Origin of the sequence: Microbacterium sp., assembly GCF_035277845.1 — a bacterium.
GTDB lineage: Bacteria > Actinomycetota > Actinomycetes > Actinomycetales > Microbacteriaceae > Microbacterium.
In genome coordinates this window covers 1-17,036 of the sequence record NZ_DATEJS010000031.1, presented here as the reverse complement: position 1 = coordinate 17,036, position 17,036 = coordinate 1, and the positions used below count along the sequence as shown (strand labels likewise).

17 protein-coding genes are annotated in these 17,036 nt (G+C 70.0%); 11 read left to right on the top strand and 6 right to left on the bottom strand.

Annotated features, from left to right (window positions below; genetic code table 11):
* The first annotated feature begins 213 nt into the window (after positions 1 to 213).
* Together VJR25_RS01090 and VJR25_RS01085 are read left to right on the top strand one after the other, a co-directional pair.
* Positions 214 to 1,086 carry an N-acetylneuraminate synthase family protein gene (locus VJR25_RS01090; protein ID WP_324111635.1) on the top strand — a complete coding sequence of 291 codons (873 nt, stop codon included), beginning with the start codon at positions 214 to 216 and terminating at the stop codon, positions 1,084 to 1,086.
* Positions 1,083 to 2,444 carry a DUF6716 putative glycosyltransferase gene (locus tag VJR25_RS01085; RefSeq protein ID WP_324111633.1) on the top strand — a complete coding sequence of 454 codons (1,362 nt, stop codon included), beginning with the start codon at positions 1,083 to 1,085 and terminating at the stop codon, positions 2,442 to 2,444. The genes VJR25_RS01090 and VJR25_RS01085 overlap by 4 nt, the downstream gene beginning before the upstream one ends.
* A gap of 15 nt (positions 2,445 to 2,459) precedes the next feature.
* On the opposite strand, the gene VJR25_RS01080 is transcribed toward VJR25_RS01085, so the two are convergent.
* The gene (locus tag VJR25_RS01080) at positions 2,460 to 3,032 is read right to left on the bottom strand and encodes a DNA starvation/stationary phase protection protein (protein ID WP_324111631.1); all 573 of its coding nucleotides are present in this window, start codon (positions 3,030 to 3,032) and stop codon (positions 2,460 to 2,462) included.
* A gap of 140 nt (positions 3,033 to 3,172) precedes the next feature.
* Here VJR25_RS01080 and VJR25_RS01075 point away from each other — a divergent pair, with 140 nt between their 5' ends.
* The gene (locus VJR25_RS01075; protein WP_324111629.1) at positions 3,173 to 3,895 is read left to right on the top strand and encodes a hypothetical protein; all 723 of its coding nucleotides are present in this window, start codon (positions 3,173 to 3,175) and stop codon (positions 3,893 to 3,895) included.
* Here VJR25_RS01075 and VJR25_RS01070 read toward each other — a convergent pair.
* Entirely contained in the window at positions 3,864 to 4,865 is a 1,002-nt protein-coding gene (locus VJR25_RS01070) for an SDR family oxidoreductase (protein ID WP_324111627.1), read from the bottom strand. The genes VJR25_RS01075 and VJR25_RS01070 overlap by 32 nt on opposite strands.
* 172 nt (positions 4,866 to 5,037) lie before the next feature.
* Here VJR25_RS01070 and VJR25_RS01065 point away from each other — a divergent pair, with 172 nt between their 5' ends.
* The 3 genes from VJR25_RS01065 (at position 5,038) to VJR25_RS01055 (ending at position 8,417) form a co-directional block, all read left to right on the top strand.
* Complete coding sequence (locus VJR25_RS01065; RefSeq protein ID WP_324111625.1) at positions 5,038 to 6,366, top strand: GAF domain-containing protein; 1,329 nt, start codon at positions 5,038 to 5,040, stop codon at positions 6,364 to 6,366.
* 100 nt (positions 6,367 to 6,466) lie between these two features.
* Positions 6,467 to 8,014 carry an aldehyde dehydrogenase family protein gene (locus tag VJR25_RS01060; protein ID WP_324111623.1) on the top strand — a complete coding sequence of 516 codons (1,548 nt, stop codon included), beginning with the start codon at positions 6,467 to 6,469 and terminating at the stop codon, positions 8,012 to 8,014.
* 1 nt (position 8,015) lies between these two features.
* Complete coding sequence (locus VJR25_RS01055; protein ID WP_324111621.1) at positions 8,016 to 8,417, top strand: DUF779 domain-containing protein; 402 nt, start codon at positions 8,016 to 8,018, stop codon at positions 8,415 to 8,417.
* A gap of 28 nt (positions 8,418 to 8,445) precedes the next feature.
* On the opposite strand, the gene VJR25_RS01050 is transcribed toward VJR25_RS01055, so the two are convergent.
* From VJR25_RS01050 to VJR25_RS01035, 4 genes are read right to left on the bottom strand one after another with little or no spacing between them, the layout of a single operon-like run.
* On the bottom strand, positions 8,446 to 9,051 hold the full coding sequence (locus tag VJR25_RS01050) for a response regulator transcription factor (RefSeq protein ID WP_324111619.1): 606 nt from the start codon (positions 9,049 to 9,051) through the stop codon (positions 8,446 to 8,448).
* Positions 9,048 to 10,241, bottom strand: a complete 1,194-nt coding sequence (locus tag VJR25_RS01045) for a sensor histidine kinase (RefSeq protein WP_324111617.1) — start codon at positions 10,239 to 10,241, stop codon at positions 9,048 to 9,050. Before VJR25_RS01045 ends, VJR25_RS01050 begins: the two co-directional genes overlap by 4 nt.
* Before the next feature lie 24 nt (positions 10,242 to 10,265).
* Complete coding sequence (locus VJR25_RS01040) at positions 10,266 to 11,063, bottom strand: ABC transporter permease (RefSeq protein ID WP_324111615.1); 798 nt, start codon at positions 11,061 to 11,063, stop codon at positions 10,266 to 10,268.
* Entirely contained in the window at positions 11,060 to 12,073 is a 1,014-nt protein-coding gene (locus VJR25_RS01035; RefSeq protein ID WP_324111614.1) for an ABC transporter ATP-binding protein, read from the bottom strand. The genes VJR25_RS01040 and VJR25_RS01035 overlap by 4 nt, the downstream gene beginning before the upstream one ends.
* Before the next feature lie 269 nt (positions 12,074 to 12,342).
* On the opposite strand from VJR25_RS01035, the gene VJR25_RS01030 reads away from it, so the two are divergent.
* The 5 genes from VJR25_RS01030 to VJR25_RS01010 all read left to right on the top strand — a co-directional run.
* Positions 12,343 to 12,810, top strand: coding sequence for a hypothetical protein (locus tag VJR25_RS01030; protein WP_324111612.1), 468 nt, complete (start codon positions 12,343 to 12,345; stop codon positions 12,808 to 12,810).
* Positions 12,807 to 13,184 (top strand): hypothetical protein, encoded by a 378-nt coding sequence (locus VJR25_RS01025; protein WP_324111609.1) that lies wholly within the window; start codon positions 12,807 to 12,809, stop codon positions 13,182 to 13,184. Before VJR25_RS01030 ends, VJR25_RS01025 begins: the two co-directional genes overlap by 4 nt.
* Before the next feature lie 306 nt (positions 13,185 to 13,490).
* Complete coding sequence (locus VJR25_RS01020; protein ID WP_324111607.1) at positions 13,491 to 15,119, top strand: ABC transporter substrate-binding protein; 1,629 nt, start codon at positions 13,491 to 13,493, stop codon at positions 15,117 to 15,119.
* A gap of 71 nt (positions 15,120 to 15,190) precedes the next feature.
* Positions 15,191 to 16,267, top strand: a complete 1,077-nt coding sequence (locus VJR25_RS01015; protein WP_324111605.1) for an ABC transporter permease — start codon at positions 15,191 to 15,193, stop codon at positions 16,265 to 16,267.
* Positions 16,267 to 17,036 (top strand): ABC transporter permease (locus VJR25_RS01010; RefSeq protein ID WP_324111603.1); only part of this gene is annotated, 770 nt, incomplete at its 3' end. The genes VJR25_RS01015 and VJR25_RS01010, both read left to right, overlap by 1 nt.

Genomic DNA, 17,036 nt, shown 5'->3' with positions numbered 1-17,036 from the left:
CGGAGGGCCGCGCGCGTCGTGCTCGACCGCAGCGGCGGGCACGGAGCCGTGCGCGAGCTCGCCGACCGCGTGCTGGACGCCCGCGCCGAACGCGGTCGCTGAAGGATCGGCGGCATCCCGACGCCAGCGCGTCCGCCCGCGGTCACGTCGGATTCGCCGCCCGTTCACCCCCTCCCGGTTGCCTGGAATCAGCACTGAGGAGAGGACATCGAAATGACCGTCACCATCGGATCGCACGTCATCGGCGGCGGGAACCCGACCTACGTCATCGCCGAGATCGGCCTGAACCACAACGGCGATGTGGACATCGCCAAGAAGCTCATCGACGTCGCCGCCCGGGCGGGCGCGGACGCGGTGAAGTTCCAGAAGCGCACGCCCGAGATCTCCACCCCGGAGCACATGCGCGATGTTCCCCGTGAAACACCGTGGGGCACCATGACCTACTTCGAGTACCGTCACCGCGTCGAGTTCGGCGAGGCCGAATACATCGAGATCGGCGACTACGCCACCATGGCGGGCCTCGACTGGTTCGCATCGCCGTGGGACGTGCCGAGCGTCGACTTCCTCGAGGACCTCAATGTCGTCGCGCACAAGGTGGCCTCCGCGAGCCTCACCGACCTCGAGCTGCTCGAGGCGCTGCGTGCCACGGGCAAGCCGATCATCCTGTCCACGGGCATGTCGACGATCGAGCAGATCGACCGCGCCCTGGCCGTGCTCGGCACCGACCGCGTCGTGCTCATGCACGCCACCTCGACCTATCCGATGGAGCCCGACGAGGCCAATCTCAAGGTGATCGCCACGCTGCGCGACCGCTATGCCGGCGTGCCGGTCGGCTACTCGGGCCACGAGCGGGGCCTGCAGATCTCCACCGCCGCCGTCGCGCTCGGCGCCGTGGCGGTGGAGCGTCACATCACGCTCGACCGCACGATGTGGGGCTCCGACCACGCCGCCTCCCTCGAGCCGGCGGGCCTCGAGCACCTCGTGCGCGACATCCGCGTCATCGAGGCGGCCGTCGGCGACGGTGTGAAGCGCGTGTTCCCGGGCGAGCTGGCGCCGATGGCGAAGCTCCGCCGAGTGGGCGCGTGACCCGCCGGGATGCCGCGACACCCGCGACGCGCCCCCTGCGTGTCGCGGCACTCGCCGACGCCGACTCGTTCGTGAAGTGGGCCGCGGCCCTCATCGGGTCGGTACCGGATGTGTCGCGGCATCTCGGCATCGTGCAGACGCCGCTCACCGTCAGCGAGGACCAGCAGCGCAAAGCCCTGCTCGGCACCGGACTGACGGCGGACGACGTCACCCGCGTCGCGTTCGAGGACGTGCGCCGCTTCGTCGAACGCACGCAGGCGGACGTGGTGGTGATCTCGGCGCGCGGCCCGCTGGTGCGGCTGCTGCAGCGCGAGCTCGACCACGTCGATCCCCGGCCCGTCATCGTCGTGGGGCTTCCCGGCATCTCCATCCCGGCCCAGCGCGGTGCGGCCACGTACCGCCGGTACGCCGATCTGTTCGTCGTGCACTCGCGGCGGGAGAAGCGCGCCTTCCACGACCTGTTCGCGCAGCTCGGCCTGTCGATGGAACTGGCCCTCGCCACCCTCCCGTTCGCGCACCGGGAGGCGCCGCATCCGGTGGATCTGGCGCAGGCCCGCCGCCCGCGCGGCACGGACCTCGTCTTCGCGGCGCAGGCGCTCATCCCCCGGGAGCGGGCGGAGCGCGAGCGGGTGGCCGGCATCCTGCGCGACGCCGCACTCGCCGACCCCACCCGTCGCGTGGTCGTGAAGCTGCGCGCCAGCCGCTCGGCGGGTGAGGAGGAGACCCACCTGGAGCGCGACAGCTACGAGGATCTGCTGCGCGACCGGCCGGACAACCTCGTGTTCTCGCACGCGCCGATGCGCGAGGCGCTCGAGCACGCGGAGGGGCTGGTCACCGTCAGCTCCACGGCTGCGATCGAGGCCATGGCGTTCGGGGTGCCCGTCATCGCGATGGACACGTTCGGCATCAAGAAGACGAACCTGAACACCGTGTTCGCCGGGTCCGGCGTGCTGGGCGACGCCGCGGACGTCGTGGCCCGCCGGTTCCGGCATCCCTCTCCCACGTGGCGGGAGCAGAACTACTTCCACCGCGAGATCGACTCGACCTGGTGGGAGCAGGCGCAGCGGCTCGTCGCACGCCGCCGCCGGGGCGACCTCGCCGCTCGGCACGTGCCGGCGCCGCGCGGAGGGGCGCTCCATCTCGCCTGGCACCGCAAGAGCGTGCTCGGCGACCACGACCGCACCCTCAGCGGGGCGTTCGCGCTCGCCGTGGGCACCCCGGTCGCGAAGGCGATCCTCCTCGCCCGCACGCTGCGCAGCCGTCGCGGCCGGCACACCTGGATGGACGACGCGAGCGACATCACGCTCACCCCGGCCCTGCACCAGGACCCCATGCGCCGCCCCGCCCGCACCGCGTGAGCGCGGCTGCCCGGATCAGGCGCGCGGCGCCCGGTTCTCGGCGCTGACCATCCACGACAGCTGCTCGACCCGCTCCAGGACGTCGTGCAGGATGTCGGCGCTCGTCGGATCCTCCTGGTCGACCGCGTCGTGCACCGTGCGGCAGGTGCCGGCCACGTCGTCCAGCCGTTCGGTCATCAGGTCGACGACCTCGGTCGTCGCGATCTCCCCCTGGGGGAACTCAGGAAGGGTCGTCGTCTCGGCGACGACGTCGCTGCGACCGTCCGGAAGCGCGTGCAGCGCCCGCATGCGCTCCGCCACGGTGTCCGCGAACGCCCGAGCCGCCTCGATGATCTCGTCGAGCTGGAGGTGGGTGTCGCGGAAATTGGCGCCGACGACGTTCCAGTGCGCCTGCTTGCCCTGCAGCGAGAGCTCGATGAGGTCCACGAGCACGCGCTGGAGGTTCTTGCCGAGTGCCTGGGATGCCGCGAAGCCGTGCTCGGCGTCGCGCTCGTCGGTCAGCTGCGCGCCCATGCCGCCCCGGGCGGTCTTGCGGCGGTTCTTGGTGGCGCTCGCAGACGCCGACTTCTTCTTCGTGGTGTTCGCCATGATTCCTCCTCGCGACCGACGGTAGGTGCGGCGGCCGTGCCCGGCGACGGGGTTGCCCCGTGGCGGGCCGCAGTGCTACAAGACGACGGTGCTGTCAACCCGGGGTCGTCGCGGCATCGACCCGCGCTACCGTCGAGCACATGGCAGGCGACGAATCCGTGCAGGAGGGCCGCTGCGCAAATCGGGACGAGCGGACGGCGCGCCCCGAGCACCGGTGGCCGGTCGTCGTCGCCGTGCTCGTCGCGCTCGCGCTGTACACGTTCCTGCCGAGCGGCCTCTTCCCCGTGCAGCGCTACGTCGTCGTCGGGATCGGCCTGCTGCTGCTCGTGCCGCTCATCGTCATCAACCCGCACCACTACACGCGGCAGACCCGGTTCTCGCGGCTCGCCGAGGTCGCCCTCGCCCTCGTGATCGTCGCGGCGAACCAGCTGACGCTGGTGCTGCTGATCGTGCAGTTGGTGCACAAGTCCAACGGCGGCGGGGGGCTGCTGCTCGCCTCGCTGCAGGTGTGGGTGACGAACGTGATCGCGTTCGCGCTGCTGTACTGGTGCATCGACCGGGCCGGGCCCGTCGCCCGCACCACCGTGCCGCGATCGAAGATGCGCGCGGCGGATTTCCGGTTCCCGCAGGACGAGGATGCCGACACGATCGACGAGGTGGCGCGCGGGTCGTCCGAGAAGAGCGACTGGGTGCCCACCTTCATCGACTACCTGTACTTCTCGCTGAGCAACTCGATGGCTTTCAGCGCCACCGACACCATGCCGCTGACGTCGCGCGCGAAGGCGCTCATGGCGCTGGAGTCGTTCGCCGGCTTCGTGATGCTCGCCCTCGTCATCGCCCACGCGGTCGCGCAGATCGGCTGACCGCGGCGAGTCCGACGAGCAGGGCGCCCGCCGCGATCGAGAGGCCGCGGCGGTGCCCGATGGCCCACGTCTGCGGGGTCCAGCGCAGCGAGCGGTCGTCGAAGCCGCCGTGGGCGCCGTGATCGCCCGGCACCGGCTCGTACAGGTTCGCGGGCAGCATCTGCCGACCCGTGTCGGAGGTCTGCTGGCCCGAATACCCGGTCTTGGCGAGGTAGCGGTCCCAGAACGCGCCCATCAGGCGATTGCCGACGATCGTGAGCACCGTCGATTCGCCCACCCAGGTGCGCCGGCGCGGCCGGTCGGCGACGTCCGCCACCGCGCGGGCGCCGACCTCCGGCGCGAAGATCGGCGGCACGGGCTGCGGATGCTTCGGAAGCTTCGATTTCACCCAGTCGAACTGGATGGTGTTGAGCGCCGGCATGTCCACCTCCGACAGCGACACGCGGTGCCCGTCGTGTTCGAGCTCGGTCCGCACCGACTCGGTGAAGCCCGCGATCGCATGCTTCGCGCCGCAGTACGCGGCCTGCAGCGGGATGCCGCGATGCGCGAGGGCGGACCCGACCTGGATGACGTGGCCCCGACCGCGCGGCACCATCCGCCGGAGCGCCGCGCGCGTGCCGTTCACGAAGCCGAAGTAGTCCACCGCGGTGGCGCGCTCGAAGTCGTCCGGGTCGGTGTCCAGGAACTCGGCGAACACCCCCGCCATGGCGTTGTTCACCCACAGGTCGATCGGGCCGAGCTCGGCCTCCACCCGGGCGGCCGCCTGCTCGACGGCATCCCGGTCGGTCACGTCCGCCTCGACGGCGAGCGACCGGCGACCGGCCTCGCGCACCTCGGCGGCCGCGGCATCCACGCCCTCCCGTCCGCGGGCCAGCACGGCGACATCCCAGCCGCGTGCGGCCAGTTCCCGCACGATCGCCCGGCCGAGTCCCGCGGACCCGCCGGTCACCACTGCCACGCCGCGTCCCATGCTCGCTCCCTCCGGTACCCGCTTTGGCGATGTTCGCCCGGGCTTGCCCCGCCGGCCAGAGGGTTGCACACCGACGCGCCCCGGGAGGACAATGCCGGCCCGGGACGCTCCCCGTCGGGGATCGCCGCCGACCTAGACTGGCTCCAGCACCGTTCGTCGGGATCGGAGCAGCATGTCCTCGCCGTGGATGCCGAGACGCGGAGGAGCGCCGGATGCTTCCCGCCTGCTGATCGAGCGCGCCCACGAGGAGTTCGTCAGCGGCAATCGGAGCGATCCCCGGGTGTCCGACGTGCGCGGCATCGTGCGGGACAGCTGGCGACGATCGGTCGAGAACCTCGTCGGCGTCGAGGCGCTCCCGCCGCTCGCGCTGGATGCCGACGAGCTCGAACGGCTGCGTCTCGAGCATCCGCTCGCCGGAGTGATCGATATGATCCGGGGACTCCTCATCCCCGGCGAGACGGCGGAATCCGGCGTGGTGATCGCGGTCGGGGATGCCGCCGGACGCCTTCTGTGGGTGGAAGGCGACCGTCACGTGCGCACCCTGACGGGGGACATGGGATTCGTGCCCGGAGCATCCTGGTCGGAGGATTCCGTCGGCACCGCGGCGCCGGGAACCGCCCTTCGCCTGGACCGGTCGGTGCAGATCCGCGGGGCCGAGCATTTCAACAGACTCGTGCAGCCGTGGTCGTGCACCGCGGCTCCCGTGCACGACCCGGAGACCCGTCGCATCCTCGGGGTCATCGACGTGACCGGCGGCGACCCGGTCGTGACGCCGCAGGCGCAGCTGTTGGTGGATGCCACGGCCCGCGCCGTCGAGGGAGAGCTGCTGCTGGCACGCATCCGGTCGCGGGCGGAGCAGCCCGCCCGTCGCGCCCCGAGGCGCGCCGCGGCGGGATCCGTGCGGGCGTCGCTGCGGGTGCTCGGCCGTGACCGCGGGCAGCTGGAGGTCACCGGGGACGGTACCGAGACGGTCGCCGAGCTGGGCGCGCGTCACACCGAGCTGCTGCTCGTGCTCGCCACCCATCCCGAGGGCGTCTCGGCCGAACGGCTGAGCGAACTCGTGTACGGCGATCCGGCGGCCACGGTCACCCTGCGCGCCGAGATCGTGCGCCTGCGCAAGGCGCTCGAGCGGCACGCGCCGCACCTCGTGCCGCAATCGCGGCCGTACCGCCTCGGTGCGGCGCTCGAGTCGGACGCGCACCAGGTGCTCTCGCTGCTGGATCGCGGCGCGCATCGCGTCGCGCTGGCCGCCTACCGCGGCGACGTGCTGCCGGCATCCACCGCTCCCGGCGTCGAGGAGTTCCGCGACCTGGTGCGCACGGCCCTGCGCGAGGCGCTCATGGCGGAGGCATCCGTCGACGTGCTCCTCGCCTACGCCGACACCGAGGCCGGGACAGACGATGCCGACCTGCTGCGGCTGTGCCTGAGCATGCTCCCCGCGCGCTCGCCGAAGCGTGCCGCGCTCGTGGCCCGCATCGAGCGCCTCGACGCCGACGCCTGACGGCAGGGGCGCACGTCCGTTGCAACAGGATGCAACGTCGCCCGGCCTACCGTCGACGGCAAGCGCGGCGATGACCGCCGCCCTTGTCGAAGGAGACACCATGACCATCGTCGAAGAAGAGGTGCAGGCCACCTATGCCGCACCGGGGCAGCCCGGCGCGAAGGCCCACTATCGTGCGCGCTACGGCCACTACATCGGCGGCGAATTCGTGGCGCCGGTCAAGGGCGAGTACTTCGAGAACGTCACCCCGGTCACCGGCAAGCCGTTCACCGAAGTCGGACGCGGCACCGCCGAAGACATCGACCGTGCGGTGGAGGTCGCGTGGCGCGCGTTCCGCACGTGGGGCAAGACGACGCCCGCCGAGCGCTCCGTGATCCTGAACAAGATCGCCGACCGCATCGAGGAGCACCTCGAGGCGATCGCGGTCGCCGAGACGTGGGAGAACGGCAAGCCGGTGCGCGAGACCCTGGCCGCCGACATCCCGCTCGCCGTCGACCACTTCCGGTACTTCGCCGGCGTGCTGCGCGCCCAGGAGGGCGGCATCAGCCAGCTCGACGAGAACACCGTCGCGTACCACTTCCACGAGCCGCTGGGTGTGGTCGGGCAGATCATCCCGTGGAACTTCCCGATCCTCATGGCGACATGGAAGCTCGCGCCGGCGCTCGCCGCGGGCAACTGCGTCGTGATCAAGCCTGCGGAGCAGACACCGGCATCCATCCTGTTCCTGTTCGACATCATCGGCGACCTGATCCCGCCGGGGGTCGTGAACATCGTGAACGGGTTCGGCATCGAGGCGGGCGCGCCGCTGGCCTCGCACAAGCGCATCCGCAAGGTGGCGTTCACGGGCGAGACCACCACCGGGCGCCTCATCATGCAGTATGCGTCGCAGAACCTCATCCCGGTGACGCTCGAGCTCGGGGGCAAGAGCCCGAACGTCTTCTTCGAGGATGTCGCGAGCAGCCGGGACGCGTTCTACGAGAAGGCGCAGGAGGGCTTCGCGATGTTCGCCCTCAACCAGGGCGAGGTGTGCACGTGCCCGTCGCGCGCCCTCATCCAGCGGTCGATCTACGACGGGTTCCTCGCCGACGGACTGGAGCGGGTCGGCCGGATCGTGCAGGGCAACCCGCTGGACCTCAACACCATGGTGGGGGCGCAGGCGTCCAACGACCAGCTCGAGAAGATCCTGTCGTACATCCAGATCGGCAAGGACGGCGGCGCGAAGGTGCTCACCGGCGGCGAGCGGGTGGACCTCGGCGGGGACCTCAGCGAGGGCTACTACGTGGCGCCGACGGTCTTCGAAGGCACGAACGACATGCGGATCTTCCAGGAGGAGATCTTCGGCCCGGTGGTCTCGGTGACCTCGTTCGACACCTTCGACGACGCCATCTCGATCGCGAACGACACGCTCTACGGCCTCGGCGCCGGGGTGTGGAGCCGCAACATCGACACCGCCTACCGCGCCGGGCGTGCCATCGAGGCCGGCCGCGTGTGGACGAACACGTACCACCAGTACCCCGCGCACGCCGCGTTCGGCGGGTACAAGCAGTCCGGCATCGGGCGTGAGAACCACCTCAAGATGCTCGACCACTACCAGCAGACCAAGAACCTGCTCGTCTCGTACGCGGAAGGCCCGATGGGCTTCTTCTGAGATGGACGACACGTTCGCACCGAGCAGGGTCGCCGTGACGGATGCCGCGGCGGCCCTGCTGGGGCGGCTCACCGCGCAGCACGGGCCGCTCATGTTCCACCAGTCCGGCGGATGCTGCGACGGCAGCTCTCCGATGTGCTACCCGGTCGGGATGTTCGTCATCGGGCCCGGCGACGTGCGCCTCGGTGAGCTGCACGTCGACGGGCTCGACCCGATCGAGGTGTTCATGTCCCAGTCGCAGTTCGAGTACTGGAAGTACACGCACCTGACGATCGACGTGGTGCCCGGTCGCGGGGCCGGATTCTCGGTGGAGGGTCCGACGGGGATGCGGTTCCTGATCCGGTCCCGGATGCTGGACGCCGTGGAGCTCGAGGCATTCGGCCTGGGCCCGGGCGCCGGCTGACCGACCCGATGCCGGGCGCCCGTCGCTCTTACAGCCAGCCGTTCTCGTCGGCGATGCGGGCGGCATCCGCCCGGTTGCGTCCCCCGGTCTTGCCGATCGCGCTCGAGAGGTGGTTGCGCACCGTGCCCTCGGAGAGGTGCAGCATCCCGGCGATGTCGGCGATCGACCCGCCGGTCTGCGCGGCGGCGAGCACGTCCGTCTCCCGCTCGGTGAGCGGCGAATCGCCCTGCGCGAGCGACTCCGCGGCGAGCACGGGATCCACGACGCGGAGCCCCTGCGCGACCCGACGCACGGCGTCGGCGAGCTGCGTCGCCGGCGTGTCCTTGACGACGAATCCGGATGCCCCGGCCCGCATCGCGCGCTTGAGATAGCCCGGTCGGCCGAAGGTCGTGACGATGAGCACACGGCACCCCGGTGCGTGGTCACGGACTTCGGCGCACGCGTCGATGCCGTCCATGCCGGGCATCTCGATGTCGAGCAGGGCCACGTCGGCGCCCGAGGAGGTCACGGCATCCGCGACCTCGTCGCCCCGGCCGACCTGCGCGACCACCTCGATGTCGGGTTCGAGATCCAGCAGCGCCGCCAGCGCGCCGCGCACGAGGGCCTGGTCGTCGGCGATGAGCAGCCGGATCACAGGCGCACCTCCAGGCGGAAGCCGCCGAGGTCGCTGCGTCCGATCGACAGGGTGCCGCCCGCGGCGTCCACCCGCTCCCGCAGTCCCGTGAGCCCCGATCCGCCGGCGGCCGGCGCCGGGCCCACGCCGTCGTCGTCGATCGCGATGGATGCCGAACCGAGCCGCACGCGGCACCGCGTCGCCTGCGCGTGCCGGATCACGTTCGTCACGCCCTCGCGCAGCACCCACCCGGCGAGCTCGCGATGCTCCGGATGCACGGCGTCCGCGCTCACCGGCGCGTCGAGGGCGATGTCCGCGGCATCCAGCGCCACGCGCACCGCGGCGAGCTCGCCTCCCACCGACACCCCGCGGAATCCCGCGACCGTCGCCCGCACATCGGCGAGGGCGCCGCGGGCGAGCCCCGCGACATCCGCCATCTCCGCCTTCGCGCGCTCGGGGTCGAGGTCGACGAGGCGCTCGCCGAGCTCGGACTTCGCGGCGATCACGGTGAGCGAATGCCCGAGGATGTCGTGCAGGTCCCGGGCGACCCGGCCGCGCTCGCGCTCGGCGGCGAGGGCCTCGACGTGGCGTTGCGTCATCCGCAGCCGCGCGGTGGTGGCCTGCGTGTGCGCGAACGCCGACATCATGAGCGAGACCGACAGGACGATCGCCGGCACCCACAGCACGTTGTCGGTGTACCCGCCGTGGGCGATGAACTCGAACGCGACGGCCACGGCCGACAGGGCCAGGATGCCCGGCCAGGTCACGCGCCACGGCATCGCGGCCATGCCCCACGCGACGCCGACGTACGTCCACACGCCCGCGATCTGCCACCCGAGCCACGGGGTGAGCAGCAGCGAGATCCCGAGGAGCGCCGCGAACACGATGATCCGGCCCCACGCCGGAAGGGGCCACTGGAGCGGACCGCTGAGGAGGAACGCGGCGCCGTAGAGGACGAGCACGGCGATCCCGATCGTCGCCGACAGAGGTGTTGCGGCGACCTGCAGGATCCCCTGCCCCGGGCTGATCAGCCAGATCAGCGAGATCCCGGCGCCGAGGTACCAGCTGCGCGCCCCGCGCGACGACAAGGACGCGCGCACGGCGTGCCAGGTCGCGGGACCAGGGACGTCGGTCGGCCGCAGGATGGGCCAGCCGGGGTCGACGGGATGATTCGGCACCATCTCGTCGCCCCGGCCGGCCCTGTCAGTCATGGTGTTCACCATAGAGCGCGGGCTTCACACCCGTTTCGTGTCGCGACGGAAGAAGAACACGGTTCCGGCCACGAAGATCGCCAGCCACACGATCGCGTTGACCAGCGTCCCCACGTCGAACGCGTCGCCGGTGATCGGCGCCCGGGCGATCGCGCTGATGCCGTAGACCGGGGTGAACTTCGCGATGGTCTGCAGGAACTCCGGCATCTGGTTGAGCGGGTAGAACAGGCCGCCGAGGAACGACAGGATCACGATCACGAAGCTGGTGATCTGCGCCGCGTTCTCGCCCGGCACCATGTACCCCATCATCAGGCCGAGGGTCGTGAAGACCGCGCCGGCGAGGAGCCAGGCGATGACCCCGGTGCCCAGCCACTGCAGCAGCGACAGGTGAACCCCGCTGATCGCCGCGGCGACATACGTCGCGACCACGGCGATGAGGCCGAGCAGCATCCCCGCGATCATCTTGATGACGACGTTCACGAGCGGGTTCAGCGGGGTGAGAAGCAGCTGCCGGCTCCAGCCCTGGGTGCGCTCGAGGGCGACCGCGGCGCCGGTCTGGGTGGCCGACATCATCGCGCCGTACATCGCCATCGACACCATGATGTACGCGGCGACCGACGGCCCGCCCTGCGACAGAGGCGTCGCCGTGAGCTGCGTGTGCACGAAGCGCGCACCGACGATGACGTACATCAGGATCGGGAACGCGATGGTGAACAGCATCCCGCGGCGATTGCGGAGCTTGCGCATCAGCTCGATGCGCAGATAGGTGAGGTTGAAGCCGCCGAACGGGGGGACGCGGCGCTCGAGACTGATGCTGGTCATGAGAGGGCTCCTTCATCGGCGGTGCGCGCCGGGCTCGTCGAGGTTCCGGTGAGCGAGGACGCGTCGGACTCGGTGTCGGCGGTGAGCGCGAGGAACACGCTCTCCAGGTTCTGCGCGGTGATCTCGAGGTCGCGGGCCGCGGTCTGCGTGAGCAGGTGACGGGCGACGGCATCCGAGTCCTTCGTGTGCAGCGAGATGCGATCGCCCTTCGTGTCGACGCCGTCGACGCCCGGGAGCGCGGCCAGGGCCGCGGCATCCGCCCCCGGCAGGGTCGCGTGCACGACGCGGCCGGACACGATGTTCTTGATCTCGGTGGTGGTGCCGTCGGCGACGATGCGCCCGCGGGCCATCAGCACGATGCGGTCGGCGTACTCGTCGGCCTCGTCGAGGTAGTGCGTGGCGAACAGCACCGTGCGGCCGCGGGCGGCGTCGGCGCGGATGCTGCTCCAGAACGAGCGGCGTCCCTCGACGTCCATGCCCGTGGTGGGCTCGTCGAGGATCAGCAGGCCCGGGTCGCTGAGCAGCGCCATCGCGAATCGCAGGCGCTGCTGCTGTCCGCCGGAGCACACGCCCACCCTCCGGCTCGCGATCGACGAGATGCCGGCCCGGCTCATCACCTCGTCGACCGGGCGCGCGTCGGCGAACAGGCTCGCCGTCAGCTGCAGGGTCTCGCGGACGGTGATGTCCTTGAGCAGGCCGCCGGTCTGCAGCACCGCCGAGACGAGCCCGTGCGCGATCGCCCCGCGCGGGGATCGGCCGAACACCTGCACGGTGCCCGTGTCGGGGTGCGACAGGCCGAGCAGCATGTCGATGGTGGTCGTCTTGCCGGCCCCGTTCGGCCCGAGGAACGCGACGATCTCGCCCTGATCGATGGTGAGATCGATGCCGTCGACGGCGCGGACCTTGCCGAAGCTCTTGGAGATGCCCGATGCGGCTACCGCCGGGGTCCCGCGGCCGGAGGCTCCGTGCGACGCGTCAGCGGCAGGCGGAGTGGGAGTGGGGTTGATCATGACTCCAGAGTGCCCGAAGCCGGATGCCGCATCCGCACACCCCCGTCACGACATCCCCGTGACGTTTGTCACGGTTCCGGACCCCCACCACGGCCCGTTCAGGTGTCACGATCTGCGGGTTCAGGGGGCATTTCGTGACACTTGAACGGGCCGGGACGTCTTGGGACCACGACGGCGCGGCCGCGCATCTGGGCGGAGGACGTGACGTCGCCACCACCCGGGAGTACGCTCCGAGCGAGGCGGGATGCCCCTGCCGACGGGAGCATGCCATGGGGGTCGGCCCGGAGCGATCGGCGCTGAGAGCGCGACTCGTCGACCTGCTGCTGCGCACTGTCCTGCTCGTCGCGGTCGTGGTCTTCGCGATACTCAGTCAGCACATGGCTCCGCAGCAGAAAGTGCCTCTGTTGATCGGGCTCGCGGTCGCGGCCGTGGGAGGGCTCGTCCTGAGCGTCGTGCGGCTGAGGAGGAGGCCCGCTGTCCGCCGCGCGAATACCGCGAGCATCGCGAGCCGGTCCGCGGAAGACGCCCGGAGAGTGCGTCGAGCGGTTCGCATCCGGGTCTTCGGATACACGGGCACCCTCGGCGTGAACGCCGCGATCTGCTTCGTCGTTGCGGTATTCGTCGGCAGTCCCTATCGCGAAGCACTCCTTCTCACAGGGGGCGTGCTCATCGCATCGACCGCCGTGATCCTGCTGGCCGGAGTGCGCAGCGGTCACCTGTGGGCGCGGCGCAGATGACCGTCACGACGTACCCGAGCGATCCGTGCGTCTCATGGGATCGGTACCTCGGCATGAGGTGCAGCTACGTCGTGCCGATCACCGGCGCAGACCTCGTCGCTCTGATCAGGCGCGCCGTCTTCCGGACGCGGCGCCTGGTGCTCACCGCGTTGACGGAGAAGTCCGCCCACATCGGCTATCGAGCCGTCGCCGGCATCGGGTACGAGACGATCGTCCTCGGCCTGCTCGATCAGGGCGACGGGACCACCCTGATCGACGGGCGTGATCGAGGCGTGATCGGGACGGTGAACACCCTTCCGCACAGCCTGCCGGCGCTGTTCGACAGCATCGTCGCGGAACTCGACGAACTCGACGGAGAAGCGGGGACGGGCTGATCGGCGTGGACGGCGGCGCGGCGAACCCCCCACCACGACTCGTTCAGGGGTCACGATCTGCGGGTTCAGGGGGCATTTCGTGACACTTGAACGGGCCGGGACTGGTTTCGGCGCGGGGGGATGCGCCGACCGGGGGCGGCGGGGGCGGGGGCGGATGCCGCGTGGCACTCAGTCTCACCGGGTGCGGGTCTCAGTCTGATCACGAACTGCCAGCCGGTCCCCAGGATCCCCGAAGAATGGACGAGAATGGATGCCCTGCACCGCGTCACCCTTCGCGGCGTTCACCCCTCGACGAAGAGGAATCACATGTCATTGCACACGTCATCCCGCGGGCGCCTGCTTCTGGCGGTCGCCGCGATCGGAGCGACCGCCGTCATGCTCTCCGGCTGCGCCGGAAGCAAGGGCGGCACGAGCGGAGGCGGCTCGAGCAAGCCGATCGTCATCGGCACGACGGACAAGATCACGTCTCTCGACCCGGCCGGCGCCTATGACAACGGCTCCCTGGCCGTCATGACGCAGGTCTACCCGTTCATCATGGACGCGCAGTACGGGTCGCCGAAGATGACGCCGAGCATCGCGGCATCCGCTTCGTTCACGACCCCGACCGAGTACACGGTCAAGCTCAAGCCGAATCTCAAGTTCGCCAACGGCGACCCGCTGAACGCCGAGTCCGTCAAGTTCTCGTTCGACCGGCAGCTGAAGATCAACGACCCGAACGGTCCGGCATCCCTGCTCGGCAACCTCGCCTCGACCGAGGTCAAGGATGACACCACCGTCGTCTTCCACCTGAAGGTGCCGAACGACCAGACGTGGCCCCAGATCCTCGGCACCGCGGCCGGCCCCATCGTCGACCAGAAGGTCTTCTCGCCCGACAAGGTCACGCCCGACGACACGATCGTCAAGGCGGATGCCTTCGCCGGCCAGTACAAGATCACCTCCTACAAGGTGAACCAGCTGATCTCGTACAAGCCCTACGCGGGCTACGGCGGCAACCTGCCCAAGGCCGCGAACTCGGGCGTCGACGTCAAGTACTACGCCGACCCGTCGAACATGAAGCTCGACATCGGCAACGGCAACATCGACGTCGCGTACCGCAGCCTGTCGGCCACCGACATCGCGTCGCTGAAGACCAACAAGAACGTCAACGTCATCACCGGCCCGGGCGGCGAGATCCGCTACATCGTGTTCAACTTCAACACGATGCCGTACGGCGCCAAGACCAGCAACGCGAGCGCGGCGAAGGCGCTCGCGGTGCGTCAGGCCGCAGCCGACCTGGTCGACCGTCAGGCCCTGTCGACCAACGTCTTCAAGGGCACCTACACCCCGCTGTACAGCTACGTGCCGCAGGGCGTTCCGAACGCGACCGAGTCGCTCAAGTCGCTCTACGGCGACGGCTCCGGTGCGCCGAGCCTCGACAAGGCCAAGCAGGTGCTCGCCGCGGCGGGCGTCAAGACCCCGGTCACGCTGAACCTGCAGTACACGGGCGACCACTACGGTCCCTCGTCCGGCGACGAGTACGCGGCCATCAAGTCGCAGCTCGAGCAGGGCGGCCTGTTCACCGTCAACCTGGCCCAGACCGAGTACGTGCAGTACTCCAAGGACCGCACCGCCGACGTCTACCCGGCGTACCAGCTCGGCTGGTTCCCGGACTACCCGGACGCCGACAACTACCTCACGCCGTTCTTCTCGAAGAACAACTTCCTCGGCAACCACTACGACAACGCCGAGGTGCAGAAGCTGATCAGCGAGCAGGTCGGCATCACCGATCCCACCAAGCGCGGTGACACCATCAAGCAGATCCAGGATCTGGTGGCGAAGGACCTGCCCACCCTGCCGCTCACGCAGGGCACGCAGGTCGCCGTCGTCGGCAAGGACGTCAAGGGCACCGTGCTCGACGCGTCGTTCCTCTTCCACTACGCGCCGCTGCACAAGTGACGCCTTCCGCAGGGCCCGACCGCTCCACCGAGCGGCCGGGCCCTGCGGCATCCCCCCCGTGAGGTTCACCCATGGCCACTGCCATCGACGCCGCTGACCTGGTCCCTGCCGCTTCCGCCCGCGGGCGCGGAGGGCTCTGGCGCTACATCCTGGTCCGTCTGCTGCTCATCATCCCCACCGTCTTCATCCTCGTCACCGTCGTGTTCCTGCTCATGCGGATCACCGGCGACCCGATCACCGCCGCGCTGGGCGGCCGGCTCCCTCCGGCTCAGCTCAAGCAGCGCATCCACGACGCCGGTTACGACCGGCCGCTCATCGTGCAGTACCTCGACTATCTCGGGGGTGTGCTGCACGGCGATTTCGGCACCACTCTCACCGACCACCAGCAGGTCACGCACGTGCTCGTCCAGTACGGATCGGCGACCCTCGAGCTCGCCTGCTACGCCCTGATCGTCGCGTTCCTGATCGGCATCCCGTTCGGGCTCATCGCCGCCTACAAGCGGGACCGCTGGCAGGATGCGGTGCTCCGGATCGGCGCGATCCTCGGATACGCGACCCCGATCTTCTTCCTCGGGCTCGTGCTCAAGCTCGTCTTCTCGGTGTGGCTCGGGGTGCTGCCCGTCCAGGGCCGGGCGTCGACCAGCATCGAGCTGGAGCTGCAGGCCATGCCGAACCCGAGCGGCATCTACATCATCGACGCGATCCGCCTCGGTGATCCGGATGCCGTCGGGGACGTGCTGTGGCACGCGATCCTCCCCGCGCTGGCCCTCGGCATCCTGACCGCCGGGATCTTCCTGCGGCTCGTGCGCACCAACGTGATCGGCACGCTCGGCGCGCAGTACGTGACCTCCGGACGCTCGCGCGGCGTCAGCGAATACCGCCTGCTCACCAGGCACGCGTACCGGCCGGCGCTCATCCCGATCGTCACCGTCATCGGGCTGCAGATCGCGATCCTGCTGTCCGGCGCGGTGCTGACCGAGACGACGTTCGAGTGGAAGGGCATCGGCTTCATGCTCAACCAGTACCTGCAGGCACGCGACTTCGTCGCCGTGCAGGGCATCGTCATCATGATCGCCGTGATCGTCGCCGTGACGAACTTCATCGTCGACGTGATCGCCGCGCTCATCGACCCGCGAGTGAGGTACTGATGACCACTCAGGCAACCCCCGCCGCCGCCCCGAAGCGGAAGAGCCGCTTCGGCAAGCTGCCGGTGATCTCGCACCTGCGCCAGAGCGTCGGACTGCAGCGGTTCATGCTCGTGCTCGGGCTCACGATCACCGTGATCTTCGTGCTCGTCGCGGCGTTCGCGCCGTGGCTGGCCCCGTACGGGTTCGCCCAGCAGGCCGTGAACGGGCACTCGTTCGGCACGCAGCTGCCGCCGAACCACCTCAACCTGCTCGGCACCACGGTGTCCGGGTTCGATGTGCTCTCGCGCACCATCTGGGGGGCGCAGACGGCGCTCCTCGCCATCTGCTGCTCGATCGCGTTCTCGATCGTGCTGGGCGTGGCACTCGGCCTCATCGGCGGATACTTCGGCGGCTGGCTCGACCGGACGCTGGTGATGCTGGCGGATGCGATCTACGCGTTCCCGTCGCTGCTGCTCGCGATCGTGATGTCGATCGTGATCAGCCACGGCCAGTCCCAGCTGTGGGGCGGCGTGCTGGCCGCAGCGATCTCGATCACCGTCGTGTTCGTGCCGCAGTACTTCCGCGTCATCCGCTCCGAGGTGGTGCGGGTCAAGGCGGAGCCGTTCGTGGAGTCCGCTCGCGTCATCGGCGTGCCGACCGGCCGCATCCTGGTGCGGCACGTGCTGCGCAACTCCACCCGGTCGCTGCCGGTCGTGATCACGCTGAACGCCTCCGAGGCTCTGCTGACCCTCGCCGGGCTCGGCTTCCTCGGGTTCGGCATCGACCCCAC